This is a genomic window from Ammoniphilus resinae (genome assembly GCF_017873965.1).
In the GTDB taxonomy this organism is placed as follows: domain Bacteria; phylum Bacillota; class Bacilli; order Aneurinibacillales; family RAOX-1; genus Ammoniphilus_A; species Ammoniphilus_A resinae.
In genome coordinates, this window is record NZ_JAGGKT010000025.1 from 22,734 (window position 1) to 47,551 (window position 24,818).

Here is a 24,818-nt window from a genome sequence, read left to right on the forward strand (position 1 = left end):
CAATCCGGCCCTGGATTGGTGTATATCTTTATTCCCTCTGGCCACTATCCCCTTGCGTAGGGGGGATGGGTGGGGAGAGGCTGAATCTTGGAAACGGGCCGCGTTGGGTTTTGGGTCTTAGCGATGAAGTTCATTCTTGTCAATTTCAAGGGGCTCTTTGATCTTCATAAGTCCGATGAAGTTCATTCTCACCAATTTCAAGGATCTCTTTAATCTTCATAAGCCCGATGAAGTTCATTCTTGTCAATTTCAAGGGGCTCATTGATCTTCATAAGCCTGATGAAGTTCATTCTCACCAATTTCAAGGATCTCTTTAATCTTCATAAGCCCGATGAAGTTCATTCTTGTCAATTTCAAGGGGCTCATTGATCTTCATAAGCCCGATGAAGTTCATTCTCGCCAATTTCAAGGGGCTCATTGATCTTCATAGCCCGATGAAAACTAATTTACGACATTTTTTTTGCAGATCGTGTGGTCCGTCCGGAAAAATCAGGCCGCATTGGAGCCCCAACTCACTCCTCCACCTCCCAACGCATATGTTGATCGTGGGCGAATAAGGAGGGATTACAATTTGCAAGAGGTTTTATTTGAACATCGGTTTTGGCTGCAGATTTTAGGGGATCACTCCCGGTTTATTTTGCAATCGCTTGCGCCGAAAGAGCAGCAGGAAATTCAAAGGGCTACGATTTTTAAACAGCTCTTCGACAATACGCTAGAACGGGCGCGAGCAGAGCTTTCAGATGAGGAGATCCTTCAACTCACCCAGTGGGTTTGCCGTCCTGTGTCGGAGTTTCGGGAATTTAAGCTTCATTTGATCCGGCGGCATTTGCAAGGGAAAATCTCGATCTCGCTGCCTCCCACTTTTATCAATCATATGGTGAATGAATTGGAGGAATATTGGCGGATTCTTCAGTGCGTGTTGTCTCAGGGGGGTGTGCCGACGGATCATCCGGTGCATCATCATTTGCTGTGGCTTTCGGATGCGGTCGGCCATGCTGGGTCCCTGTCTGCTGAGCTTGATTTGGTAGAAAGAAGGTTGAAGGAAAAAAGCGATACATTCACGAAGCATTTTCAGGATTTTTATTTGAAGGCAGTGGAAATGGCGGGTTATCTGCGGACCCAGTTGGATCAATTTCCTGCTTTAACGCGGTTCAACAGTCTGGCTGAGTTGGAGATGCATCTATTCCAGGGATTCCTTCGAGAGCTGGAGGAATACAAGTTAAATGATGAAGTGTTGGGGACTTTTTCACCCTTGATGGCGGACCATATGTTTCGTGAGGAATGCTATTATTTGACAAAGCTGTCCCAGGTCTCGGAAGTGAAAAAGCCGGATTGCAATCCGGCGAAACCGAGGGTGGAGGAGTAAATCCTTATAGGATCCCCACTGGCAGGTAATAGGAAAGATTATTCGTGATCGTTCCCCCCACCCGATAACCGAATGCGGCCGATTTTCCATGGAGCAGGAAGCTTCCAAGGAGAAGTTGGCCATTTTGTTGTCCTTTTTCACTCTGAAAAGGCATGGTGGGATGCTCGACATATTGCTGATAAACTGGGATGTATTGCGAGTACGAGCGCTGAGCATCAGCGTGGAACAGCTGGCCATCCCCACCGAATAGTTCCACCGTGTCCCCTTCTCTCCCGAAGGTCGGCTTTTTTACGTAGGGGAGACCTTTGTGTAAAAAAGGATCCGGTTCAAGATAAGTGGGGAGAAAGTATTCCTCAATCCACCCATGCTCTTCTTCTGTAAAAAACGGATGGTGTTCTTCATGTAATCCCCAGATCACCGCCTGAACAGCCTTATTTTGCAATAAAAAGGCGGAGGGTGGATTAATCAAAGCGAGCTTCCTCTCCGCCACTAGCTGCAGCAGCCATAAACCAATCGGGTTGCCTTCCTCATCTTCATCCGTGATTAAGCTTTCGATGGGGAAGGTTTGCCGATACAGGATATCGATTTTCCTCCCCTCCTCATCAAACAGTCCGACACCTTGCTGGATCTGGAGTTTATGGAGCGGAGTGAACCTCGATGGCACCCCCTTTTGAAGGTACAGGACGGTTTTGCGATCCTCAATGTTATCCTCGTGTGCGGTAAAAACAATATGCGGAGTTTCCTTGGATGTGCTTTGCTCTGTACTTTCCCGAACTGCTTTTTGCAACAGCCGTTCCATGCCTTCGTTTGGATTTTTCACACCAAATTCCTGGCAGACCAGCCCATTGATATGAAATAACTCTTTAATAAAAGTAGGAGTATCTGCATTGATTTCGATGCATTTATAACTATCTCCATAGGGGATGAGATCGAGTCGGGAAATTACACTCTCAGCAGGAAGGGTTTTTAGCCTGATAAAAGAAAGAGTTTCCTTTGGGAACCCCATTTCAAGAAGCGTTTCATCGGGCACCTTTCGAAGCAAGGATCCCATTTTATAAAAAATGGAGCCAATCCGCTCACTGACAAGACGAATCTGTGCCGCCTCTCCCTGATTGATCAGCTTAATATCATAAAGCGCATATTCTTCTCCATATAGATCCGCCCAAAACCCCTCTATTTCCCCATAAAATTGCTGTCGTTTCGCATGATACGCTTGCCCGCTCAATCTTCTTCCTCTCCTACATCCTTGACATACAGCACATACACGCCGCGATCTTCATCAATCTCCGTAGACATGACGACTTTCTGCCCGATTCCGGGAATATCCACCACATCCTTTAAGAGAAAACGAATCACATCCAAATGGGTCTCACGGGAAATGCGGGAGATCAGCCGAAAGTTCTCTCGCTCATTCGGGCTACGGAACTCGATATGCAAACCTGCACCGCGAAAACTTTTCTCATCTTCTCCTGATAGATTTCTTCCGATTTCTTTAATCACCAAGATCTCTTCTTCCCCGTTCATCTCATTGGACGTGAGCTCGTATTGGGTTCCTCTCATAATGAAATAGGTGCAAAGCTGCCTCGCGTATACTTCGTCAATCTCTACATTTGGAATGGTATATTCATAAAACGGCTCATAGTGGCCATTTCCCTTATCTATATAATAGACTAATTTCTTCAATGCCTTTCCCCACCTTAATTAATATGTTAGACATTTTGCTACGACCCAGCCAATGGCTAACGATAAGGATAGTAAAATGGTACCCACTGCTCGGTTATCTTCTTCAATCGCTTGATGAATACTAAAACGGATCGTAATCACTTCTGCTAGAAAAAACACAATAATTTGCGAGAGAATCCCGATGACTCCCCAAATGGCCATATCTAGCAGGGATACAGAGTATTCAGCGGCAGCTCCCAACACAATGGCCAGACCAAAAATTTTCCCGCCAAGGGACATGGCCGCCGTTACATTTTTTTCTGCAATCATGCGAAATTCCTTTAATTTCGGTGTACTGATTTCAAACAATACCACTCCTAAAAGAAGCAGAAGCAGGGAAACCCCTAAATAAGATGCAAAATTGATATATAAATTCATGATGATCCTCCCTTTCGGCTTTCGTATTAGGGTGCTTATCCCCCGAAGAAGCTTTTCGATCCGCTGCCAAATCCAGAGCTTCCTTTGAATGAGGAGCTACTCTTATAGCTTTTGTAAGCACTGCTATGCTGCAATGAGCTTTTGCTTTTATAATACCTGCCGCCATGATAATAGCTCCCACTGTGACTTGAACTCCTGTCATCACATACCCAGACACCATCATCACTGTCCCATTCCCAATCCCTACAACTTGGATCATTCGGAGGTGGACCTGGAGGATTTGAACCGCATCCTGCAAGACCTAGTGCAAGTACGGTTGTTGAAATACCAGCCATAACCTTTCCCGTTTTCCCCAATACGTTCACTCCCCTTTCCTTCCTGAGAGCCCTGTACCCCTGCAAGCAATGCAGGGGTAAATGATACATTTAAACATACTAATGTACGAAGTAAAAATATTACAGGGTCAATGGTCGCAAAATCAAATGGGGTCTTTTGATCTATGGTGGGTACAAGGTCGGGATTCGTTGGGAGCGGGGAATGGAAAGCTGGATCGGGTGGAGCGGACACAGAACTCCTTTTAGGGAAGTATCCACTTTCAAATTACTCTATGGAAAATTCGATCCACCAACCATCTGAAGGATTCGCATTAAGCATGAGAGCATTCGTGTTGGTGCTTCCAATAAAGATTCTCAATAATTGAGGAAGGTTGGAGTTGTTGGTGTAAATCGTAGAATTGGGGATTTCTTCATTAAAATTAGACTGGGATACATAACCTGCCCCTGAGGGGAAAGTATCAACAAAAAGTCTTAGGTCATCAAGGAAGAAGAATCTCGTTCTTTTAATAACAAGGCTGCTTTCCGCTGGAATGCTAGCTGTAATTCTTTGAAAAAAGGTAACGCCTCCTGGACTTATATTAAGAGTACTATCTCCTCCAACTGATCCACTTACTTGAAACCGATTAGACCGATTTCTGATTCCCATAATTATCAACTCTCCCTTTTTCATATAGTATGTTGTTATGGAAAAGGAAGAAATGATAAAACGATCTAATTTAAACCTACAAGATAAAAAATATTACCGGATCGAAATCTAATCCCAATGCGTCATGAGTTAGCAGAGAAGATAGGATTACCATGTGTCTTATATTCTGAGGGGCTGTCCAACCAGACAAATAGAAGGAGATCAGCTTGAATTCGGACTGAATTCCACTGTTCCTCCCATCTCAGTCCCAATTATACTTGGCTTCGGACTGAGGAAGCCGCACGGGCCCTCGCGAATAAGAGGATTCCCCCCCTACAACACAGCAAACTCAAACCCCTTTCTCCGGATACTATCAATAATCTGCGGAAGCACTTGAACCGTCTGCTCTAGTTCATGAAGAAGAACGACCGAACCCTCTCGCACATGATAGTCCACGTTGCAGACAATATTTTCTGGTGTGCCCTTATTGTCCCAATCAAAAGAGGAAATCTCCCACATCACTGGAGTCAGATTTAAGTTTAATAGAATGGACATCGTATCTTCGTTGTACTGCCCAAATGGCGGTCGAAAATAGGTGACTTTTTTTCCCGTGATCTCTTGGATTTTATCTATATTATTTTTAATTTGCTTATATTGTTGTTCCTTTGTTAGCTTGACCAGGTTTTTATGTGTGTGCGTGTGTGCACCGATTTTATGGCCTTCATTTAAGATCCGCTCCCATGCTCTTTCCTTGAACAATAATCTCGATTGCCAAAAAAACATGGCCTGAACCTGCTTATCCTTTAAAATATCTAAAATGGAATTCAAATGGCGGCTCGGACCATCATCAAAAGTTAGTATAACCTCATTCATCATCGGCCTAATTTGGTTGCCATTTGTTATCCACCTGTTATCTTGAAGATCGTACACGACCTTTTCATCGACTATTCACGGACTATGCATGCTTGTTTCTCACTCCTCCTTACAGTTTATTTTAAGCTATAAATTAAATTATGCGTACTTTTAAATCGTAGAAGGGACGGTTACCTCCTAAAAATGGTGAACGGGACAGAAAAAATAGGGGGAGAAAATCCACCTATTTCACCTGATTTGCAAGGGCAATTCCTATCCTTATTGAAATTAATTCTATTTTACTATTAATTTTATCAGAATATTTAAACGGTATAGAGAGGTGAGTGAACTATCTTTTCAGCAAGGAGGTGATCAATCCCCTTCAAAGTATTCAGTGCCATGGGCGGAAAAAGCAGGCTTATCATCGGTCCAGGTGCACATAGTAGCATCAATGATCTTTTGCCCTATGATTTTAAGGATTACCAAGTGGTATGGTTTGACCACTACTTTCGAGGGATCGATAAAACGGCATTAAAAAGAGGACAGCGTGCTGATGTATGTGCAGGGGCCAAATCAGTGGCAGTTTGAAAAGGCCTACTGAGACCAGTAAAATTATTACTGTAAAGTCCCAACACAGACCTAATTTTCACCCTAACCTTTCCGAAATAGCATCGGATTCGGATTGGCTTACCCCTTTTTTTCAATACCACTTATTGTTTCCTCCCAACTAGCCGACCGCCTCCCATATTCGTTAATCTCTGTTAATACCCCATTCGCTGATTCACCTCACACCTTCCCTCCCTAACATCACCCTTAAGGCATACGAAGAGAAGCCAAGCATATCGCGGCGACAAGGCCCACCCGCCCCTGGAAAGAACAGCTTCACTGATGGTTCAAAAAAATTAAAAAGGATACATTCACTGTACCCATAACTTATAAATTATACGTAAAAAAACAAGCCTCCCGGCTTGTTCACAGGGATGAATCCATTACAGCCAGCCCCTCCATTTTTCATTAGGTTTTGGACACATTCGGCTTTGGCTACTCCTGACTCACAGGATACAGGATTCGGAGAGACCGACTGGAATGTCTTCATCCTTTCTTGTCTCTATTATAAACTTAATTTTCAGGTAAGTCTGTTAATATATTGTGCCAATTATAACAAAGCTCGTCAACCTGCCTCCCTCGAATGCCGTCATCATTCAACACAATTAGGGCTGATTATTGATTTCCTCTCAAGCCTTCTGTTGCATTTCCTGGGAAATTGTCGAAAGGTTGGCATGCTCGACTCCAATTGAGAGACTTGATCCCGCATATCTGTTTTCCCATTGTGGCGAGAGTTGGTTACTCTCTTATTTCTAAGGGGAGCAAAAAATGGAGCGCCACAAACTGGCACTCCACTCTTGGTCACTCCAAGCCAGGTTCCTGTCGTAGCTGGATCGGCGCCTTACGGCCATCACCACTACTAACGACAACACCCGCCTTCTCCTCCACCGCCGCAACCTCGAACGTATCCTTTAACTTTGCTTTGGCAGCAATATACGTTCCCGTGCTAAAGATGGTCAGCGTCACGATCATGTGCAATGATGAAAATAGCACAGGAAGCTTACTCATTAACATCGTAAAACCAATGAACATCTCCGTCAGCACCAGCCCGACAAGGAGATAAGCCGCCCCAACCAGCTGGCGAAAATGCGTCGCCAAAAATAAGATATACGCCACACTGACCAAGATTACGGTTCCAAGGATCGCATGAAAAAAGTATAGATATTGGGAAATGACCATCGACTCTACCAAACGCTCAGAAAGCTCAATCCCCATCAGGACTTCACTTGCTGCACTGTGCTTGAAGAAAGCGCCGACCACCATTTCAACCAATACCATAGCTAGCACAAGGATCGAGGGTTGGGATAGCTTTTGATCATCACTACATTGTCTCTCACTGCCAGACCCCCGTGCCCCGACCTCAGCCACAACCGGCTTCCTCCTCAAAGCTATCGTCAACGAGATCAAGCTGCCGAGCAAGCACAGCCCCGCGATAATATCCAACACTGTGAATCCCGGAGGGGTTTCCAGCAGGACGTTCATCCCTCCTGCTCCGGCAGTGGCAAGGAGAAAAAACACGCTGCCCCCGGCGAATCGCCTGATGGCCCGATCCCCCTTGCTCACCCTAAGAGCGACGAGAAAATTAGCCAACACCACGAATCCAAACATCCCAACGACAATTCGGTGGGTATACTCAATAAAAATCAGCGGATCGGAAAAATCCGGAATCACACTTCCATTACAAAAAGGCCAATCCGTTCCACAGGCATCGCCCGCTTCGGTAGCGACAACGAGGATTCCCTGGAATAATACAACAAACGCCATGACGGTGGTGAACAGGGAGAATCGCCGCGCAAATTTCATCTTCAACACTATCCCCTTTGCACCGACCATAATCTTGGGTTGTCGGAGCCTTTCAACTGGCCCGGCTTTACCGAACCACCCAATCCTTTTTTCGGACCGCCAAGCCCTTGACCCGGTTCTTCCACCTGTTCCGGCTCCTTCGCCCTTTCCCTATGCGCCCACCGATAGAACGTAAACGCCAAGGCCGCGCCATAAACAATCTCCTGTGTGATCTTCATTAGCACACCGCCGATTTTCTGATCCTCTAGAGGGGTCATTCCCCCCAAGAACTGTGGTCCACCCAGTGAATGCAAGATCGTAGCAGGGTCGCCTGAAATACACAATCCGAGAGCGGTTGCCCAGGTCTGCGGATCCGTATATGTGGCATAGATTGGATGGTTGCCAAAAACAATCAACGCACAGGACGGCGACAACAGGAAGGCTCCGAGGTAAAGATAGCCGATTTTGCGAATCGCGGATAGGTCCTGATGACTGGGGATCGGCGAAAGCAACGGCCACCAAACGAGCACCGCGCTGATGAACAACACTGTGGTGTAGACGGTTTTGACCACCAGATTGGTCATTGAAAGGTCGAAGATATATGGCATGTGGTAGATAGAAAACAGGGTGGCAAACATGACATTAGCGAGAATGGGTCGAGAGAAGAAACCGAGAACGCGCATGAACCGATTGTCTCGTTTGTAACGCATGTAAAACCAATTTGGCAATCCCATGATCACTAAAGGAGGGACGATGATATATAAAATCGCCATCTTGATCATGTGCATAAAAAACAGGAAATGTCCCAATAGGTCGATCGGACCGCCGACGGCTAAGTAAAATAAAAAGAGGCCTGAATAAAAGGACAACATCCGCCACCCTGACACGGAACCAGGTAAAATGAAATAAGCATAAGCCACAGCAATGATCACCGTAACGGCAATCCACCACGGACTCCATAGATGGGCAAAGGAAAAGGTTTGAAAGATAATCATTTGCTGACCTCCATTTTAGAGAAAAAGCTTACGCTTTAGCCCGGTGATGTAGCGATGGGGTCAGACCCCTTTGCCAGGCTAAAGCGTAGAACGGTTTCTTACCACCAAACTAAGGACGAACAAGCAAAGACGACGATGATTGCAGCAAAGAAACCGGAAAGCATAAAGGTGATCGGGAAATCATGTCCCTTTTGGTTCAAGTGCATCCAATAGGCAGCCTGGAAAATTGCTTGTGCGATGCCGATGATCAATATGAACGGAATCACGAAAGTCTTCGAGATCGTGCCTAACCCGACCGCAATAAAAGCAAGAACCGTCAATAAAATCGAAAGGGCGAAGGCGATGAGGTGGCCTTTGTACCCGTGCTTTTTTGCCAATTTTTATCCCACCATTCCAAAAAGATATACGATCGTAAAGATAAACACCCACACCAAATCGACAAAGTGCCAATACAAGCTGGCCACATAATATTTCGGCGCCACATAGGTATCGATCGGACGATTGATATTTCTCAAAAGCAAGGTGCTGATCCACAAGACCCCAAACAACACGTGTGCACCATGGAAGCCAACTAGCGTGTAGAAGGAAGAACCAAATGGGCTGCTCGTAAACGTATGTCCTTCATGGACGTATTCTACAAACTCGTAAACTTCAAGCCCTAGGAAGGAGGCACCGAGCAGAACGGTGACAGCAAACCAAAACCTCATTTTCGAGGCCAGGTTGCGCTGCATCGCCATGATCGCAAAAACACTTGTCAAGCTGCTGACCAACAAAATCGCAGTTGCGGTAAAGACCATAGGGATAGCGAATAGCTCAGCCCCTGTCGGTCCTCCATTCACTGAGTTGCGGAAGGTCATGAAGGTACCAAAAAAGGTAGCAAACAAGACCGCCTCCGCCGACATATATAACCAAAACCCAACCAGCTTTGCTCTGCCTTCTTGTGTCGCTTTTTCCGGATGTGCAGGAAGCCCATTCGCTTTGAAATCTAATGTACTCATGCCGAGTGATGAACCCCCTTTTCTACGTGTAATCCTTCTGGATGGACGTGCTGTCCATGATCATCTTTGATGGACCGAATGAACATACAGACTCCGGTGATCCCGAAACCAAGGAATACCCCGAACCAACTTGAATAGATAAATCCGTAACCCGCGATAAACGTTCCAAACGCCATGATCATCGGAATGATCGATGGATTTGGCATATGGATTTCGGCGAGCGGTTCAGCGTACTGCATTTCTTTTTTCCCTTGCATCTTTTCATACCACCATGGATCGTTGGAACGAACGATTGGTGTCCGGGCAAAGTTGTACTCAGGCGGCGGCGATGGAATCGACCACTCTAAGGTACGGCCATACCAAGGATCTTGCACGGCTTTTTCCCCACGGGCAAAAGTAACGATCACGTTAATCACAAGCAAAATCACCGCAGCAGTCATAAAGAAGGCTCCGACCGAACTAACAAAGTTCGCGGTATCCCATCCTTGATTCGGCAGATAGGTGAACACGCGGCGCGGCATTCCCCAAAGCCCTAAGTAGTGCTGGATATAGAACGTTAAGTTGAACCCGATTAAGAATAGCCAAAACATCCATTTCCCCAACGTTTCGTTGAGCATCTTGCCAAAAATCTTTGGCCACCAGTAGAACATCCCAGCAAAGATAGCCTGAACGATCCCACCGACGATTACATAATGGAAGTGGGCAATAACAAAATACGTATCGTGGAACTGGAAGTCTGCTGCGGAAGAGGCAAGCATCACCCCGGTGATCCCACCGATCACAAAGCTCGGGATAAAGCTGACCGCGAAAAGTCCGGCTGTGTTGAATTGAACTTTTCCTCCGATCATCGTGAAAATCCAGTTAAAGACCTTGATTCCCGTCGGCACCCCGACAAGCATCGTGGCAATCCCGAAGACAGAGTTGACCGTTGGCCCCATCCCCACTGCAAACATATGGTGGGCCCAAACCATAAATCCGATAAATCCGATTAAAACGGTAGCAAATACCATCGAGTGATAGCCGAACAAACGCTTTCTGGAAATTGCGGCGATGACATCGGAGATAATCCCGAAAGCTGGCAACACCAACAGGTAAACCTCTGGGTGTCCGAAGATCCAGAAGATATGTTCATATAACACGACGTTCCCGCCGGCTGCAACATCAAAGAATTTGGCATCAAACATTCTTTCAAACATTAGTAAGAACAAGGCTCCAGTAAGTGGAGTAAAAGCAAACATGATCAACGCCGAAGCTACCACGGTAGACCAGGTGAAGAGCGGCATCCGCAGCAAAGTCATGCCTGGTGCACGCATCGTAAAGATGGTGGTCAGGAAGTTAATTGCTGACATGATCGTCCCCGCACCGGAAATCTGTAGGCCCAGCACAAAGAAGTCTGTTCCTTTATAGTCGAGTGCTAAAGGTGCATACGACGTCCAACCTGCCTGGGGTGCTCCACCTAGGAAGAAGCTGGAGTTGGTCAATAAAGCTCCGAAAAAGAACATCCAAAAACCAAGTGAGTTCAAAAACGGAAAAGCCACATCCCGTGCCCCAATCTGCAACGGGACCACCCAGTTCATAAAGGCAAAGAGGAGCGGTGTCGCGGCAAAGAACAGCATCGTTGTCCCGTGCATCGTCATGACTTGGTTAAACGTTTCCCCGTCGAGAAAATCGTTCATCGGATACATCAACTGAATTCGAATGAGCAAGGCTTCTAACCCGCCCACTGCAAAGTAGAAAATCCCCGCAAAAAAGTAAAGTGTTCCAATTTTCTTATGGTCAACCGTTGTTAACCAGTCCCATAGACTAAACTTCTTATCTAAATAACTCGTCGCCACTTGTGATTGAACCTCCCTATTCTAATTTCAGACCCAAGAGATACTCTGTTAATGCTGACAGCTGATCCTCATTTAATCCCAGATCCTGCATCGGATTTGGCATTTTATTTTGCTGCTTGACCTTTTGCGGATCCTTCAGCCATTTCATCGTATTTTCTTCGTTCAATTCCAAGTAACCCGCAACGGTTGAACGATCCCCAAATCCTTTCATGTTCGGACCGATGCTTCTTTGTGTCCCATCGGTAGCGTGACAACCCATACAGCTTTTTTGGAAAAGCTGTTGCCCTTCTTCCGCCTTTGCTGTGGCTGGTGCTGGGTTTTCTGGTTTCTTCATCTTTTCAATCCAGGCTTCGAATTCTTCTTTCGTTACAACCTTTACTTTAAAGTCCATAAGGGCATGACCTGCACCGCAAAGCTCCGTACATTTCCCCTGATAGACTCCCGTTTCTTTCGCCTGAAGCCACATCTTGTTGGTATTGTCCGGGTTCGTATCCATCTTTCCACCTAGCGCCGGAACCCAGAAAGAGTGAATGACATCCTTGGATTTCAGCTCCAGCCCTACCTTTTCCCCGACAGGCATATACATATCCTGCGCGGTGATCACACCGTACTCCGGATATTCGAATTCCCACCAGAATTGGTTGGCGGTAACCTTTATTTTCATCGCATCCTCTGGCACATCAGCCAGCGCAAATTCGGATTTCACCGTTGGAATGGCAATAATGATAATTAAAACGAGCGGAATCGCCGTCCAAAGAAACTCGAGCTTCGCATTCCCTTCCACCTGCTTTGGGATGGAGTTGTCGCCAGGCTTTGCGCGATATTTGACGAGTGCATATATAAATAGGAAAATGACAATCACTGTTACAAAAAGCATCACATACGTGGTCAGCTTAATCAGATCATACTGCTGCTCTGCCCCCTCACCTTTGGGGATCATCGCAGACAGATTCTCCTGCCCCGCACATCCGGATAATGTGAGCGCTGCCAATGCTAGTAGAACGATGTAGCGCCCTATTGTCTTCCAATTTTTCATTGAGTTTTGAACCACTTTCCACCCTCCTGATCATCTTTTGTTACCTTTAGGAAAAGCTTCTTCATCGAATGGGATTTAATAGAAGCTTTTCATACCCCGAAAAAAATGTAGGCCTTGCGCCTCCCCCTTAAATCACCTCCGGTGCATTACCTCTGAGAGGTATATAGTACAGTTTTAAAATAACTAAACTGTTTTTTACATTAAAACGGTGGTAACGCCACTTTTTGTTAAGGAAAAATTATCACAATGTGGAGAGGGTCTATGTGATTTTTGTCACACAAAGTGGTGACGAAATTGTTACAAATTGGGTATTTTTGGTAGAATTGAATTAAAGTTTAATAGGGTTGATTTGACGGACTTGGAGCGAGGGAAAGGAACCTTTTTAGGTGTATTTTTTACACTTATTTTTTGAGTTGGGGTGATTTCGGCGGGAATAGGGTAATTTTTTACACCTATTGCTGGAAAAGTCGGGGATTTTATTGTATTTGAAGGTAATAGAGGTAAATTCCCCTCCTATTTCGGGAATTTTTACCCCTTTTTTTGGATTTAAGCGAATTTTTTACCCCTATTTCATTAGGGGTCCAAAAGAGTACTAGGCAGATTGATCAAGGGATGAATAGATGGAACAAATCCAACTAACCCAATCATTGATCCTTTGGATAGGCGGTTTAGTTGGAAATTCTCCACTTACCTTTTTGAAAGATGCTATTTTTGGCCCTTTGAAACTGGCATAATTGGACCCTTTCCCACTATTTTGAGGATTATTATCTCTCCCGTTCAGGTTTAGTGGAGAAAATCCAATTATGCATCGAAGCTTGTCCGAAATCCTACCGGATTCGGCATCTCTATCTATTCGTTAATTCCTCCACAGCCCGTTGGGTTGCTTCATATTGCTCCATGTTCTTTTTGGCTTGATCGGACAGCTGGTCGATAGGGATTCCTCCATCAGAATCTTGGATTTTCCGCATCTGTTCCATGTAGTCTTGAGCTTCTTGGGTCAACTCGACTGGCTGGTTTTGCCCTTTTTCCTTTTCATAAAAATAGTTATCCAACACGCTTCCAAAGTTTCCAGCAACAACGACATACATGGGTTGGGTGTACTCTCTTCCAAAAGCATCTGTTAGATACACGATCGACTCGCCAACCGGAAGGGCCCGCACGGTTGCTAGATCCCCTTTAGTAATATTGTTCGACCCATAATATACGATTTGTACATAAACAGGATCCTGTGTGGTTCCACCCCAATGGGCGAGCGCCTCGGTTACGGTATCCCCGTCATTTTGAAACTCCCTGATATCATCTATTCGTAGATTGGCTAATTCCAGGATGGTAGATTCATATTTGGACACATTTTTGGCTAGTAACCCGTATGAGATCTGTTCTGTCTTTCCATCTAGTGAATTCGCATCTCGATTTCCAAAGAATAAATTCCCATTTGCAGCGAGCGTTTGATAGGAACCACTAGATTACTAGGTTCTGGTTACTAGCCTGGATTGACGTTGTGCAACTACTATCAAAACTGTACCAAAAGGATACCGTACTCGGTGAAGTCATGAGTAATAAAAAAGCCTTGATTCTCAAAATGAGAACCAAGGCAAAACATTATCTGACGATTATTAAGGTGAAGTTAAAACCACCCTGCCCATGCCCCTTGCAAGGAATACTCTATCCTCCCCACCTACCCTATATAGCATGCCACAACCGATCTGCTGTTTTAGGCGGTGTTTCACCGAGCTTATATTGTGCCAATATATCACGGTTGAAGATGATTCCATGTCCCGGTTCAGTTGGCGGTACAAATAATCCGTTGTTTACACCGACATCATTTGCCAAGATGCCGAGTTCGCGGAACGAACCTCCTTCCACATCTTCAAGGATTCTAGCATTTGGGATACAGCAGAGTAGTTGACCGGTAATTTCCAGCATGAAATGAGGAGCCATAGGTACATTCCAAGCTTGGGCCATACTCGCGATTTCAAGATACGGGGTTACCCCACCCACTCGAATGACATCCGCCTGAACAAAGTCACAAGCCCCACTTGCTAGATATTCGTTAAACTGATATTTGGTATAAACGTTTTCACCGATAGCAATTGGTGCATCTACCAAACGACGCAAGCGGGCATGGCCTTGGGTATCATCTGATAAGAGTGGCTCTTCAATCCAATAAAGATTGAAGGGGGCATAAGCTTTGATCGCTTCGACAGCAGAAGTAATATCCCACCCTTGATTCGCATCGACCATCAGATTGCGCTTTCCAATTAAGTTACGAACCATATTTAGCCGTTCCAAATCTTCTTCTAGATCTGGCTTCCCTACTTTGATTTTAAATGCTTGATAACCTTGATCCAACCAGCGACGAATTTGATCTTCAAGCTCAGAAAGATTTAGATTCAGATTCACACCACTTCCATAAGCCGGAATGGCCTGGCGGGTTTGGCCAAGCACTTGCACAAGCGGCCTATTTTGTTCTTTTGCCACAAGGTCCCATAATGCAATATCAAGGGCTGATAATGCCATGGTGGAAATTCCGCCGCCACCTGCATCATGTGCTTCTTTCCATAATTGATGCCACTGTACGCGAGGGGCAATTTCGGCACCTATCAATTTAGGAGCAATATACCAATCGATGAGGGCCTGGATGGCCTTTCCCCCGACTCCAACACTATAACTAAAGCCTGTTCCAACCAATCCATTATCGGCAGTAATATCGGTTACAACCACTTCGATGTGGGTGACCTGATGGGTCTGATCACCCCAAGGCTTTTTTAAAGGAACATTGTACGTATTGGTTTCGATTTGAGCTACTCTCATAACGAATGAACACCCTCTCTTAGTAAATTTATTTGAACTCGACTTACTTGCTCCCCTTTATTTAATAACTAGATCTGGAAGCCACATATATAACTGGGGCAAGTAGGTAATTACAATAAGAGCAACAAATAACGCAATATAGAAAGGCCATACAGCTTTCTGGAAATCAACAATTTTTACGCCAGCAATCGAACAAGTGGCAAACATTAGCATGCCGAGAGGTGGCGTTAATTGCCCGATTAATAAGTTAATCACTATAATCACCCCAAAGTGAAGGGGATCGATCCCTAATTCAGTAACCAAAGGCATAAGGACTGGTACCAGAATAATCATGACTGCCATGGTTTCCATAAATAGACCTAAAATAAAGAAGAAAATATTGAGCATGAAGAGTGTGATATACACATTGCTTGAGATTGAAGTGAACAGTTCCAATACCATTTGAGGAACCTGCTCAAGCGCCAGAATCCATCCAAAAGGAGAGGCAGCTGCGACAATCAGCATGATCACGGTCGTATCCATGATTGTTTCCTTCATAATGGAAGGCACATGCTCCAATTTCAGCTCTCTAGTAACAACTCCTACGACTAAAGCATAGACAGCCGCTACCGCTGCAGCTTCCGTTGTGGTGAATACACCGGTAAGAATTCCCCCGAGAATGACTATGGGCATAAACAATGACCAAGAAGCAGCCTTTGTACTGTTCCACAGGTTTAGTAATGAAAACTTCATTTTGTCACTTAACCCATACCCGTATCTTTTGGAGAGAATGTACACGGTGATCATCAAATAAAGTCCGACGATTAAACCGGGGATAGCCCCCGCAATAAACATCTTTCCAACCGAAACACCGGCTAACCAACCGTAGACGACGAACAATATACTCGGTGGAATAATCGGCCCAATGGTAGCTGACGCTGCTGTTACAGCAACGGAAAATGGTTTAGGATATCCTTTAGCCACCATTTGAGGAACTAGAATCTTTGTTGTGGCGGCTGCATCCGCAATCGAGCTTCCAGAAACTCCCGCCATCATCACACTGGCCAAGACGTTAACCTGGGCAAGCCCCCCACGGATATGACCAACAATTGCATTCGCTAAACCAAACAGCTTGTTCGCCATGCTTGTGTGATTCATAATAGATCCAGCCAAAATGAAGAGCGGTATCGCCAGCAAAGGAAAGCTGTTTGCTCCGGCCATGACCCGTTGAATAAACATGGTCCCAGGTGTGTCTGCCAGCATAATGAAGACAAAAGATGTCAATGCAATTGCAAATGCAATAGGGACATTCAATAAAAAAAGCCCGAATAAGACAAAGAGGATCATAGAGACCAAGAGGAATCACTCTCCTTTGCCTCTTTTTTCGTGAAAATAAGCTTTGATAGTTTTTCCAGCATGCGAATCAGCATAAGGATTGAACCGACGGGGACAGCTAAGAAAACATATTTCCAAGGAAGTTGAAGGGCTGTTGTTTTATCAGTTGCAAAGGCAACCTGTTTAAATCCGTAATAGATAAAGACGACCAAAATAAGGATTACTGCAAGATGTCCAAGCCATTCCAAACCGTTTCGGAGCCTATCCACTTTAATTAATTTGGTAAGATCAAGTTGGATGTGACCCTTCTCTCGAAGAACAATACTGCTTCCAACGAAGGTCATCCAAATAAAGCAAACTAACGCCATTTCCTCTGACCAAACCAAAGGATTATTAAGCACATAACGAAATATAACCCCCAGAAAAACACTGACAGTTAGGACAACCAAAGTTAGACCAGAGATGATATTTTCTATCCAGCGTATTCCTTTCAGCAATCCCCCCACATTTCCACCTCCGATGTGTGTAAGTCCCAGCTGCATAACAGCCGGGACATTTTAGTTTAAGCTATTAGGGTTTAAATTCAGATTTTGCTTTTTGTACGCGATCATAAAGGTCTGCTCCCCATTTATCGGCAAATAGGTCGTAAACGCCCCGAGTAGCTTCTTCAAAAGCTTTCTTATCTACATCCTCAATGATCTTTACACCTTCAGCTTTGATTTTTTCTAAATCACTTATTTCCGCTTCCATTTGCATTTCTGTCATGGCATCGCCTGCTGCTGTAATCTCTTCCTGGATAATTTGCTGCAGCTCAGGGGATAAGCCGTTGAACCAGGCTGCATTTGCTGTCACATGGTTGGACTGAAGCATATGGCCGCTCATCATGACATAGTCTTGCACTTCATAAAACTTCTTTGCCCAAATGGTTGGGATTGGATTTTCCTGAGAATCTACTACCCCTTGCTGAAGAGCCGTGTAGACCTCAGAGAAGTTAATTGGTGTCGGGCTAGCTCCCATGGCTTTTCCCATCTCTACAAAGATTGGAACATTAGAAACCCGGAACTTCTGGCCGACCATATCGGCGGGTGTGCGAATCTCTTTATTTGCCGTGATATGACGCCAACCCCAATACCAAGCTGGGTCAAGAACTTTTAATCCGTGGTCTTTTTCAAGATTTGCATACACTTCTTTTCCTAGATCGGATTCACGCATTACCCACTTCGCTTGATCCCAGTTATCCCATAGAAACGGTCCATTAAAGATTTCAATCTCCGGGTTAAATACACCTAAGGCTCCAGGTGAACTGAATACCAATTGAATGGCACCTGATTTAGTCTGTTCGATCATATCCCGCTCAACCCCGATTTGCTCTGCAGGATATACTTTAACTTCTACAGCACCACCCGTTCTTTCCTTAACTTTTTCTGCAAACGCTAAAGCTGCTTTGTGCGTGGGTTCACTTGTTTCTGAGCTGTGTCCAAATTTAATTGTCATCTTCTCAAATTTAGGAGCTTCTGCCTGCGGTTTTTCACTAGTGCCTTGATAATTTTGGTTATCTGAAGAGCCTCCAGACGCCCCACCGTTAGATCCTCCAGAACTTGAACTGCTAGTTGAACCTCCGCAACCTGTTACAAGCGATAGAGCTAACATACTAAAAATAGCTGTCGACAAAAAATATTTTTTATTGATCATTAAGATTGAGCACCTCCAAAATTTTATAAGAAATGGATATGGTATGATCGCTGATCACGTATGTCACTTTAAGCACTTTCCGACAAACTCATATCGATAAACCATTTTCTTCTCATTGTCATAACGTATGATTGTATACAATATGACCATTAAAGTACCAGTTAGCGGAAATAGGGTAGGGTTCTTTGATGGGTAAAGTGCAAATGCTCCCAAAGCTTCTTTTTCGCTAAAACTTCATTTTCTTCAATCAAGGCTCGTACAATTTCCAAATGTTCCTCTGTTTCCTGCTTTAAATGTTTAAATTCAAAAACAATTTGTTCAGTAATTAAATACTGGTGAATCTTTTCGGTGTACGTATAGATAAGTTTTGCTAATGTTTCATTACCTGAGTAGTTGGAAATGAGATAATGCAACTTTTTCCCCGTCAGTAAAACTGGTAATCTATAATCTTGTTCAGAGAAAGCCGATAGAATCTCTGACTCAAGTTGAAGAAGTAGTTCCATTGGAATTTTCCCAACTGAAAGTTCGATTGCCCGACATTCCAAAATCATACGAATATCATAGATTTCTCTTACGGTTCTACTATCTAGCCCAGCAATAAAGGTCCCCTTATAAGGAATGGTTTCAATTAGACCTTCATGTTCTAGTAAGGCTAGAGCTTCTCTAAGGGGTGTACGACTGATCCCTAAAATTTCGGAGAGTTCCGTTTCAACAATAAGTTGGCCTGGCTTTAAATTCCCGTTGAAAATTGCCCCACGGATCTCCTCATAAGCCAATTCCCGGAATCGGACCGTTTTTTTATTAATCTTTTTTATTATTTACCCCCCCTCTATTTATGTGAGCTACACATCAGAATCTAGTTATTAAGGCTATGGTAGCAATTTTCTATTTTCCAGTCAATTGAATATTCTAATTTTATATTATTTTTTATTTATATTTTATTAATATAATATTTAAAACAATTTTATTTTAATTATAACTTAAAAACTATATAATTTAATTTAGAATGAATCAGTTGACGGGAGGGTTCAAAGATGTATTTACCATCATTTCGTTTAGAAGATAAAGTTGCTTTAGTTACAGGAGCGGGACGTGGAATTGGAAAAGCTCTAGCCATTGGATTGGCAGAAGCTGGGGCAAACGTTGTCCTCGTTGCAAGGTCAGAAGGTGATCTAAGGGGGGTAGCAGAAGAAATCGAAAGATTGGGACGTAAAGCCTATCCCATCCGTGCGGATATCACGGAAATGGATAACCTAGATAAGATTCTCCAAACAACCCTAAAATGGGCAGACACGATCGACATTCTTGTTAACAATGCAGGGACAAATATTCGAACGCCTGCCCATCATGTGACAAATGAAGAGTGGGAAATGTTGATGCAACTAAACTTAAAATCGGCATTCTTTCTCTCTCAAAAGGTCGCCCAAGTGATGCAATCAAATGGTGGAGGGAAAATCATTAACATCTCATCGGTAGCCGGACATGTTTCCCTACGAACCGGAGTAGTTTATGGTGCCACGAAAGCTGCGATGATCCAAATGACGAAAAATTTAGCAGTGGAATGGGCCCCATATGGCATCACAGTAAACTCCATCGGACCTTGGTACTTCCGTACACCAATTACCGAGAAGCTACTCGATAAGAAAGAATATTTACAGGATATCCTCGTCCGAACACCCATGAAACGAATAGGAGTCCTAGAAGAACTAGTAGGCCCCGTTGTTTTTTTAGCTTCTGACGGAGCAAATTATATTACGGGTCAAACACTTTTTGTCGATGGCGGGATGAGTGTTTATGGTTTTTAGTAAGCTATAAAAATCGTGTAGGTTCTTTCATAAAAAATAACCAATTGAATCAGACTAACAAGAGATGAAAGGAGTGGAAATAGATGACAATTCAAATCAGAGGGTATGATATTCACGATTATAATCTTAACCAAGAAGAAAATAACGCCCAGTTTTCTGGAGTGGCTCATATTGAGAGCATGAATCAAGTGGCTGATGTTCCTTTCCAGGGTCGGCACGAAAAGGGAATGACAGGCTTCTTGGAATTTCGTTTCGATGATCCTGATCAAATTAATATTGATGCAATCCGGGAACGCGCCGACGAAATCAGGGACGTTCTTGCTGAGCATTTATTAACTTCCGGATATGAAACCGGGGAATACCGTGACGACATTTCAATTACTTAAGGTGGGGTGGCACATCCACCCTTCTTTCTTATGCCTTGATCAACCATCCTTAGTCTTCCCTTCAAATTGCCCCCTCAATATCTAACAACTCGTGAGGTCCTCAGATTCACAAAAGTGTATTCCATGAATGTACCCCTCCTATTTCCCCTATCCAATTTTTCACTTTTCTATTATATAGAAGAGAAAAGATAAATATTTTATAATACATTGATAGCTTTCATCTTTCTGGGGGAATTCATCATGGTAAAACGCATTCCAATAAAAGTCAGGTTACTCCTATTCATTTGCTTCTTAATCCCCATTTTATTTGAGTTTTTTGCTGCGGATACTTTTTTACTAGAGGTTGTATCTGCCATTGCCTGGCTTCTTTATATGATTCCTTCCGTATTTTTTTCGTATTATTATGGATTAAAAGGTGGAATTTTTTCCATTATCCTATTCTTGGCTGCTCATTTAACCATGGAATTCATTGATCCGAAAGGCATTTCTAAAGATGAACTATTCATTATTGCAGAACTTGCCTTTGCCAACATTCTTTTGATCGTTCCTATAAGTCTATTAATGGAAAAGCTGAAAGCGGAAAAAGCACATCTTCAATCGGTAACCCAAGAGCTAACTAAAAGTAAAGAACAGCTTCAAAATATTTTTAATCATCTCGATGTAGCCATTTGGTCTCTGGATGTGCAGGAACAGTCTATCCATGTTTCTACCGCACTAGAAAAGATTTATGGCATTACCCGTGAGGAGATTCTGGAGAACCCGATTTCTTTGTGGAAGGAAATGATCCATCCGGAGGATCGCTGGGTTTCAGAAAACTTGGATCAGCAATTATCCTCAGGTCAGCCAAGCAAAGCGATCTATCGCATTATTAGACGTGATGGTGAAGAAAGGTGGGTCGAGGATCGAGGGGTTCCCCTTGCTGATTCATCTGGGCGCGTGAGACGAATTGATGGTGTAGTCATTGATATTACCGAATCAAAAATGGCACATGACAAGATCAAAGCCATGGCTTTTCAAGATCCTTTAACTGGATTGCCTAATCGTCGCTATTTTGAAAAAGAGCTATTTCGTGCCATCACTCAAGCGAAAGACAGTGAAATGGAACAGATGGCTGTTTTATTCATGGATTTAGACGGTTTCAAGAAAGTGAATGATACCTTAGGACATGATGCAGGGGATCTTCTACTCCAGGAAGTTGCTGTCCGCTGTAAAACCTGTATTGGCAACAAAGAGAGTGGGGTCTTGTCCCGATTTGCCGGCGATGAGTTTACCATCTTCATCCCCCATGCGAATGAAGCTGAAGCGATCCGAATTTCACAAAAATTTATTCAGGAGATTCAAAAGCCATTTGGCATGGCTAACAGTCAAGTCATCGTTACCCCCAGCATCGGAATTTCTTTGTATCCAGAACATGGAAACTCGGCTAAAACATTGTTAAAAAAAGCCGACGAAGCCATGTATCGCGCGAAACAATTTGGGAGAAATAATTTTCAAGTTTATTCCACTGAGGAATGACTTCGAAGTACAGCGGGGGGATTAGGGTTGCCGACAAAGAGGCACTTATTCCAAGGAAAAACCCGATTTCCCGAGGTCTGGATGGATACATAATCCCCACCCACTCTATTGAAAATATCGACTATTTCAATTACTATTAGAAAGGATGCATGGATCAACGCCGTGATCTCAGTTTTCGTACATACTTGCACGTTTCAGAAAATAGAATAATATTAGACCTTTGGGATGATGATGTAGACAACTTTCGTTGAGCTATTACATAAACCAAGATAGTAGACTAACTATCTTGGTTTATTATCTATTATACCCATTAGGGTATACGTGGGTAAATACGAAGAAAAAGGGGAACATGATGAGCGCTCCAATTACAGATGCGTTTGAGATATTAGAAAGAATTCAAGATGGATTTTTTGCCTTAGATCAACATTGGAATTTTACTTATGTTAATGAAAAGGCCACTCGTCTGCTCTTTCGGAGTCGCAATGATCTAGTTGGCAAAAATGTATGGCAGGAATTCCCTAAAGCAGTGAATTTGCCATTTTTCGAGAAGTATCAACAGGCCGTTCAGGAACAGACACCTGTTGCTTTTGATGCCTATTATGCTCCGCTGGATGCTTGGTTTGATGTAAAGGCCTATCCTTCGGCGAATGGGCTCAGTATTTATTTTCAAGATGTAACGAAGAAAAAATTAGAGCAACAGAAACATGAAGAGCTATTTCATTTAATTACAGAAAATACGCAAGACATGATTTCCATCACATCCGCTGAAGGACGTGTAGTGTATGTTTCACCTTCTATCCGTACCGTGCTGGGCTATGAACCGGAGGAAGTGATCGGCTCCATCCGTTATGATTTTTGGCATCCTCATGACGCGAAGAAATTTACAAGCTCCACTTCGATGAATCACATCGACGGAACCACCTTTTCCCGGCGGGTTAAACATAAAAACGGTCACTATGTATGGGTCGAGACCTCCGTCTCTATTAAGAAAGATGAGCAGGACGAAATGATCCATGCAATCGGGATCAGTCGCGATATTACCGATCGAAAGTTAGCGGAGAATGAACTGCGCAAAACGAAAGAAAGGCTTCAGTCTTTTGTTCAGAATAATGCCGATGCCATTTGGGTGATTAATTTAGAAGAGCGCGTGTTGGAGGTCAACCCAGCGTTTGAAACGATGTTTCAATGGCGCGCCGCAGATGTCATTGGGGAACAGCTGCCTATTATTCCTGATTTCATGAAAGAATTGATGGACCAGATTCATCAAAGTGTAAAAGCGGGAATTTCGGTAGCGAGCTTAGAAACCATCCGCAAGAGGAAGGACGGCACACTTCTCTATGTCAGTGCCACCCTCTCGCCGATTACCGACAGCAGCGGGGAAGTCATCGGCATAACGGGAATCTGCCGCGATGTCACACCTAGAAAAAAGGCAGAGAGTACACTCCAAGCCAAAACCCAGCAACTGGAGTCCTTTATCGAAACCAATGAAGACACGATCTTGGTCTTCAATGTGCACGGAACTGTCCAGCGGGCCAATAGAGCTTTTGAACGGACTTTTGGTTGGTCCAAGGAAGAGATCATTGGTGTTGAATTAGATGACTTGCCTATGGTCCCAGCGGGATACAGAAGTGAGGTTAGACAGTATAGCGAAGAGGTAAAAGCAGGCAGGTCCTTGCACGGGATTGAATTCATTCTCCTCAGAAAGGATGGCGTCCAGCTGAATGTCATGGTCAACCTGTCGCCGATTTACGACGGAAGTGGAAAGGTCGACGGTTGGGCTTCCACCATTAGAGACCTAACACAATGGAAAAAGTCACAGGAAATGCTGCAATTAACCGAGAAATTATCCGTAGCCGGACAACTGGCGGCAGGAATCGCGCATGAGATTCGCAATCCCATCACGGCGATTAAAGGGTTTGTTCAATTGATGCAGTCAGGCATGGAAGATAAAAAAGAGTATCTCGATATTATGACTTCTGAAATTGAACGCATCGAACAGATCCTCAGTGAACTGCTGATGCTTGCAAAACCCCAAGTCAGCAAATTTGTGAGAAAAGATATTAGCCTTCTGTTAGACCAAGTCGTTACCTTGTTAAGTACCCAGGCGATCCTGAATGATGTAGAAATCGTCAAGGATTTCGAGGCCACAATGGCCTTCATTGAATGTGATGAGAACCAAATCAAACAAGTTTTTATCAATTATATAAAAAATGCCATCGATGCGATGCCATCCGGAGGCCGACTCATTATTCGAACAGAAAAAATAGACAGTAAACAAATGTCGATTAGCTTCTGCGATAACGGAGTCGGCATGCCTGAAGAAGTCCTAGCAAAATTAGGGCAACCTTTCTTCACGACGAAGGAAAAAGGCACCGGATTAGGCTTTATGATAAGCAGAAAAATCATTGAAAACCACGCTGGTGACGTGAAGATCATGAGTAAAGTAAATAACGGAACGACCATACAAGTCATTCTGCCGGTTGAGCAAGGGAAGTAAGCTTCTTAGGGGGAGTTTTTGCGCCTATTTTTCCAAAAGGAGCGAGCCTAGAGGAAAGAAGGGGGGAATCACCCCCTATCCGGGGTTGCAAACGTTTACAAGGTTTTTAATAGAATGGGGGAAAATCCCCCTCTTTCACCTTATTTGAGGCGATTTTTTAGATTAGGGTGATTTTCTCCCCCTGATATGAACGAAACCTGTCAACCCCTAAGCACCCTTTTTGTTTTTTTGCGCACTAAACTAATCCTGTCAAGTGCATTTCTTT

At 44.0% G+C, this 24,818-nt stretch carries 25 protein-coding genes; 7 read left to right on the top strand and 18 right to left on the bottom strand.

Annotation, left to right across the window (positions count from 1 at the left end; all coding sequences use genetic code 11):
• The first annotated feature begins 571 nt into the window (after positions 1-571).
• Positions 572-1,366 (top strand): DUF2935 domain-containing protein, encoded by a 795-nt coding sequence (locus J2Z37_RS22965; RefSeq protein ID WP_245204164.1) that lies wholly within the window; start codon positions 572-574, stop codon positions 1,364-1,366.
• Between the two features lie 4 nt (positions 1,367-1,370).
• On the opposite strand, the gene J2Z37_RS22970 is transcribed toward J2Z37_RS22965, so the two are convergent.
• From J2Z37_RS22970 to J2Z37_RS22985, 4 genes are read right to left on the bottom strand one after another with little or no spacing between them, the layout of a single operon-like run.
• On the bottom strand, positions 1,371-2,591 hold the full coding sequence (locus J2Z37_RS22970) for a glutathionylspermidine synthase family protein (protein WP_209812669.1): 1,221 nt from the start codon (positions 2,589-2,591) through the stop codon (positions 1,371-1,373).
• Positions 2,588-3,049 (bottom strand): RNA helicase, encoded by a 462-nt coding sequence (locus J2Z37_RS22975; protein WP_209812670.1) that lies wholly within the window; start codon positions 3,047-3,049, stop codon positions 2,588-2,590. The genes J2Z37_RS22970 and J2Z37_RS22975 overlap by 4 nt, the downstream gene beginning before the upstream one ends.
• A gap of 18 nt (positions 3,050-3,067) precedes the next feature.
• On the bottom strand, positions 3,068-3,466 hold the full coding sequence (locus J2Z37_RS22980) for a DUF350 domain-containing protein (protein ID WP_209812671.1): 399 nt from the start codon (positions 3,464-3,466) through the stop codon (positions 3,068-3,070).
• A gap of 35 nt (positions 3,467-3,501) precedes the next feature.
• Complete coding sequence (locus J2Z37_RS22985) at positions 3,502-3,831, bottom strand: aminotransferase yhxA (protein ID WP_425340347.1); 330 nt, start codon at positions 3,829-3,831, stop codon at positions 3,502-3,504.
• A gap of 72 nt (positions 3,832-3,903) precedes the next feature.
• Here J2Z37_RS22985 and J2Z37_RS22990 point away from each other — a divergent pair, with 72 nt between their 5' ends.
• Complete coding sequence (locus tag J2Z37_RS22990) at positions 3,904-4,047, top strand: hypothetical protein (RefSeq protein WP_209812673.1); 144 nt, start codon at positions 3,904-3,906, stop codon at positions 4,045-4,047.
• 19 nt (positions 4,048-4,066) lie between these two features.
• Here J2Z37_RS22990 and J2Z37_RS22995 read toward each other — a convergent pair whose 3' ends face one another.
• The gene (locus J2Z37_RS22995) at positions 4,067-4,447 is read right to left on the bottom strand and encodes a hypothetical protein (protein WP_209812674.1); all 381 of its coding nucleotides are present in this window, start codon (positions 4,445-4,447) and stop codon (positions 4,067-4,069) included.
• Between the two features lie 312 nt (positions 4,448-4,759).
• Complete coding sequence (locus J2Z37_RS23000; protein ID WP_245204166.1) at positions 4,760-5,299, bottom strand: polysaccharide deacetylase family protein; 540 nt, start codon at positions 5,297-5,299, stop codon at positions 4,760-4,762.
• 378 nt (positions 5,300-5,677) lie between these two features.
• Here J2Z37_RS23000 and J2Z37_RS23005 point away from each other — a divergent pair, with 378 nt between their 5' ends.
• Entirely contained in the window at positions 5,678-5,866 is a 189-nt protein-coding gene (locus tag J2Z37_RS23005) for a hypothetical protein (protein ID WP_209812676.1), read from the top strand.
• Between the two features lie 819 nt (positions 5,867-6,685).
• On the opposite strand, the gene J2Z37_RS23010 is transcribed toward J2Z37_RS23005, so the two are convergent.
• The 12 genes from J2Z37_RS23010 to J2Z37_RS23065 form a co-directional block, all read right to left on the bottom strand.
• Complete coding sequence (locus tag J2Z37_RS23010; protein ID WP_209812677.1) at positions 6,686-7,687, bottom strand: COX15/CtaA family protein; 1,002 nt, start codon at positions 7,685-7,687, stop codon at positions 6,686-6,688.
• 8 nt (positions 7,688-7,695) lie between these two features.
• Positions 7,696-8,661 carry a cytochrome c oxidase assembly protein gene (locus tag J2Z37_RS23015; RefSeq protein ID WP_209812678.1) on the bottom strand — a complete coding sequence of 322 codons (966 nt, stop codon included), beginning with the start codon at positions 8,659-8,661 and terminating at the stop codon, positions 7,696-7,698.
• A gap of 98 nt (positions 8,662-8,759) precedes the next feature.
• The gene (locus J2Z37_RS23020) at positions 8,760-9,038 is read right to left on the bottom strand and encodes a cytochrome C oxidase subunit IV family protein (protein WP_209812679.1); all 279 of its coding nucleotides are present in this window, start codon (positions 9,036-9,038) and stop codon (positions 8,760-8,762) included.
• A 3-nt stretch (positions 9,039-9,041) separates the two neighbouring features.
• A complete protein-coding gene (locus tag J2Z37_RS23025) occupies positions 9,042-9,659 on the bottom strand; it encodes a cytochrome c oxidase subunit 3 (RefSeq protein WP_209812680.1) in 618 nt (205 codons plus the stop codon).
• Positions 9,656-11,494, bottom strand: coding sequence for a cytochrome c oxidase subunit I (locus J2Z37_RS23030; protein WP_209812681.1), 1,839 nt, complete (start codon positions 11,492-11,494; stop codon positions 9,656-9,658). Before J2Z37_RS23030 ends, J2Z37_RS23025 begins: the two co-directional genes overlap by 4 nt.
• Before the next feature lie 16 nt (positions 11,495-11,510).
• On the bottom strand, positions 11,511-12,530 hold the full coding sequence (gene coxB, locus J2Z37_RS23035) for a cytochrome c oxidase subunit II (RefSeq protein WP_209812694.1): 1,020 nt from the start codon (positions 12,528-12,530) through the stop codon (positions 11,511-11,513).
• A gap of 845 nt (positions 12,531-13,375) precedes the next feature.
• Positions 13,376-13,879, bottom strand: a complete 504-nt coding sequence (locus J2Z37_RS23040) for a hypothetical protein (protein ID WP_209812682.1) — start codon at positions 13,877-13,879, stop codon at positions 13,376-13,378.
• 334 nt (positions 13,880-14,213) lie between these two features.
• Positions 14,214-15,344 (bottom strand): mandelate racemase/muconate lactonizing enzyme family protein, encoded by a 1,131-nt coding sequence (locus J2Z37_RS23045; RefSeq protein WP_209812683.1) that lies wholly within the window; start codon positions 15,342-15,344, stop codon positions 14,214-14,216.
• Positions 15,345-15,401: 57 nt separating this feature from the next.
• Complete coding sequence (locus tag J2Z37_RS23050; RefSeq protein ID WP_280922259.1) at positions 15,402-16,670, bottom strand: TRAP transporter large permease; 1,269 nt, start codon at positions 16,668-16,670, stop codon at positions 15,402-15,404.
• Positions 16,667-17,164: a TRAP transporter small permease gene (locus tag J2Z37_RS23055; RefSeq protein WP_209812685.1), complete on the bottom strand. Its 498-nt coding sequence runs from the start codon at positions 17,162-17,164 to the stop codon at positions 16,667-16,669. Before J2Z37_RS23055 ends, J2Z37_RS23050 begins: the two co-directional genes overlap by 4 nt.
• Positions 17,165-17,228: 64 nt before the next feature.
• Positions 17,229-18,350: a TRAP transporter substrate-binding protein gene (locus J2Z37_RS23060; RefSeq protein WP_209812686.1), complete on the bottom strand. Its 1,122-nt coding sequence runs from the start codon at positions 18,348-18,350 to the stop codon at positions 17,229-17,231.
• Positions 18,351-18,511: 161 nt separating this feature from the next.
• Complete coding sequence (locus J2Z37_RS23065; RefSeq protein WP_209812687.1) at positions 18,512-19,126, bottom strand: GntR family transcriptional regulator; 615 nt, start codon at positions 19,124-19,126, stop codon at positions 18,512-18,514.
• 258 nt (positions 19,127-19,384) lie between these two features.
• Between J2Z37_RS23065 and J2Z37_RS23070 the strand changes: the two genes are divergently transcribed.
• The 4 genes from J2Z37_RS23070 (at position 19,385) to J2Z37_RS23085 (ending at position 24,553) form a co-directional block, all read left to right on the top strand.
• The gene (locus J2Z37_RS23070) at positions 19,385-20,155 is read left to right on the top strand and encodes an SDR family NAD(P)-dependent oxidoreductase (protein ID WP_209812688.1); all 771 of its coding nucleotides are present in this window, start codon (positions 19,385-19,387) and stop codon (positions 20,153-20,155) included.
• 83 nt (positions 20,156-20,238) lie between these two features.
• Positions 20,239-20,541 (top strand): hypothetical protein, encoded by a 303-nt coding sequence (locus J2Z37_RS23075; RefSeq protein ID WP_209812689.1) that lies wholly within the window; start codon positions 20,239-20,241, stop codon positions 20,539-20,541.
• A gap of 240 nt (positions 20,542-20,781) precedes the next feature.
• On the top strand, positions 20,782-22,056 hold the full coding sequence (locus tag J2Z37_RS23080; RefSeq protein ID WP_209812690.1) for a sensor domain-containing diguanylate cyclase: 1,275 nt from the start codon (positions 20,782-20,784) through the stop codon (positions 22,054-22,056).
• 352 nt (positions 22,057-22,408) lie between these two features.
• On the top strand, positions 22,409-24,553 hold the full coding sequence (locus tag J2Z37_RS23085) for a PAS domain-containing sensor histidine kinase (protein ID WP_209812691.1): 2,145 nt from the start codon (positions 22,409-22,411) through the stop codon (positions 24,551-24,553).
• Positions 24,554-24,818 lie beyond the last annotated feature (265 nt).

Bases quoted from the DNA above. Each gene is read 5' to 3' on its own strand.
- J2Z37_RS23075 (WP_209812689.1), top strand. From the start codon at position 20,239: ATGACAATTCAAATCAGAGGGTATGATATTCACGATTATAATCTTAAC.
- J2Z37_RS22980 (WP_209812671.1), bottom strand. From the start codon at position 3,466: ATGAATTTATATATCAATTTTGCATCTTATTTAGGGGTTTCCCTGCTT.
- J2Z37_RS23085 (WP_209812691.1), top strand. From the start codon at position 22,409: ATGAGCGCTCCAATTACAGATGCGTTTGAGATATTAGAAAGAATTCAA.
- coxB (WP_209812694.1), bottom strand. From the start codon at position 12,530: ATGAAAAATTGGAAGACAATAGGGCGCTACATCGTTCTACTAGCATTG.
- J2Z37_RS23005 (WP_209812676.1), top strand. From the start codon at position 5,678: ATGGGCGGAAAAAGCAGGCTTATCATCGGTCCAGGTGCACATAGTAGC.
- J2Z37_RS23045 (WP_209812683.1), bottom strand. From the start codon at position 15,344: ATGAGAGTAGCTCAAATCGAAACCAATACGTACAATGTTCCTTTAAAA.
- J2Z37_RS23000 (WP_245204166.1), bottom strand. From the start codon at position 5,299: ATGAATGAGGTTATACTAACTTTTGATGATGGTCCGAGCCGCCATTTG.
- J2Z37_RS22995 (WP_209812674.1), bottom strand. From the start codon at position 4,447: ATGGGAATCAGAAATCGGTCTAATCGGTTTCAAGTAAGTGGATCAGTT.
- J2Z37_RS23015 (WP_209812678.1), bottom strand. From the start codon at position 8,661: ATGATTATCTTTCAAACCTTTTCCTTTGCCCATCTATGGAGTCCGTGG.
- J2Z37_RS23050 (WP_280922259.1), bottom strand. From the start codon at position 16,670: ATGATCCTCTTTGTCTTATTCGGGCTTTTTTTATTGAATGTCCCTATT.
- J2Z37_RS23070 (WP_209812688.1), top strand. From the start codon at position 19,385: ATGTATTTACCATCATTTCGTTTAGAAGATAAAGTTGCTTTAGTTACA.
- J2Z37_RS22990 (WP_209812673.1), top strand. From the start codon at position 3,904: ATGTACGAAGTAAAAATATTACAGGGTCAATGGTCGCAAAATCAAATG.
- J2Z37_RS23010 (WP_209812677.1), bottom strand. From the start codon at position 7,687: ATGAAATTTGCGCGGCGATTCTCCCTGTTCACCACCGTCATGGCGTTT.
- J2Z37_RS23025 (WP_209812680.1), bottom strand. From the start codon at position 9,659: ATGAGTACATTAGATTTCAAAGCGAATGGGCTTCCTGCACATCCGGAA.
- J2Z37_RS23060 (WP_209812686.1), bottom strand. From the start codon at position 18,350: ATGATCAATAAAAAATATTTTTTGTCGACAGCTATTTTTAGTATGTTA.
- J2Z37_RS23080 (WP_209812690.1), top strand. From the start codon at position 20,782: ATGGTAAAACGCATTCCAATAAAAGTCAGGTTACTCCTATTCATTTGC.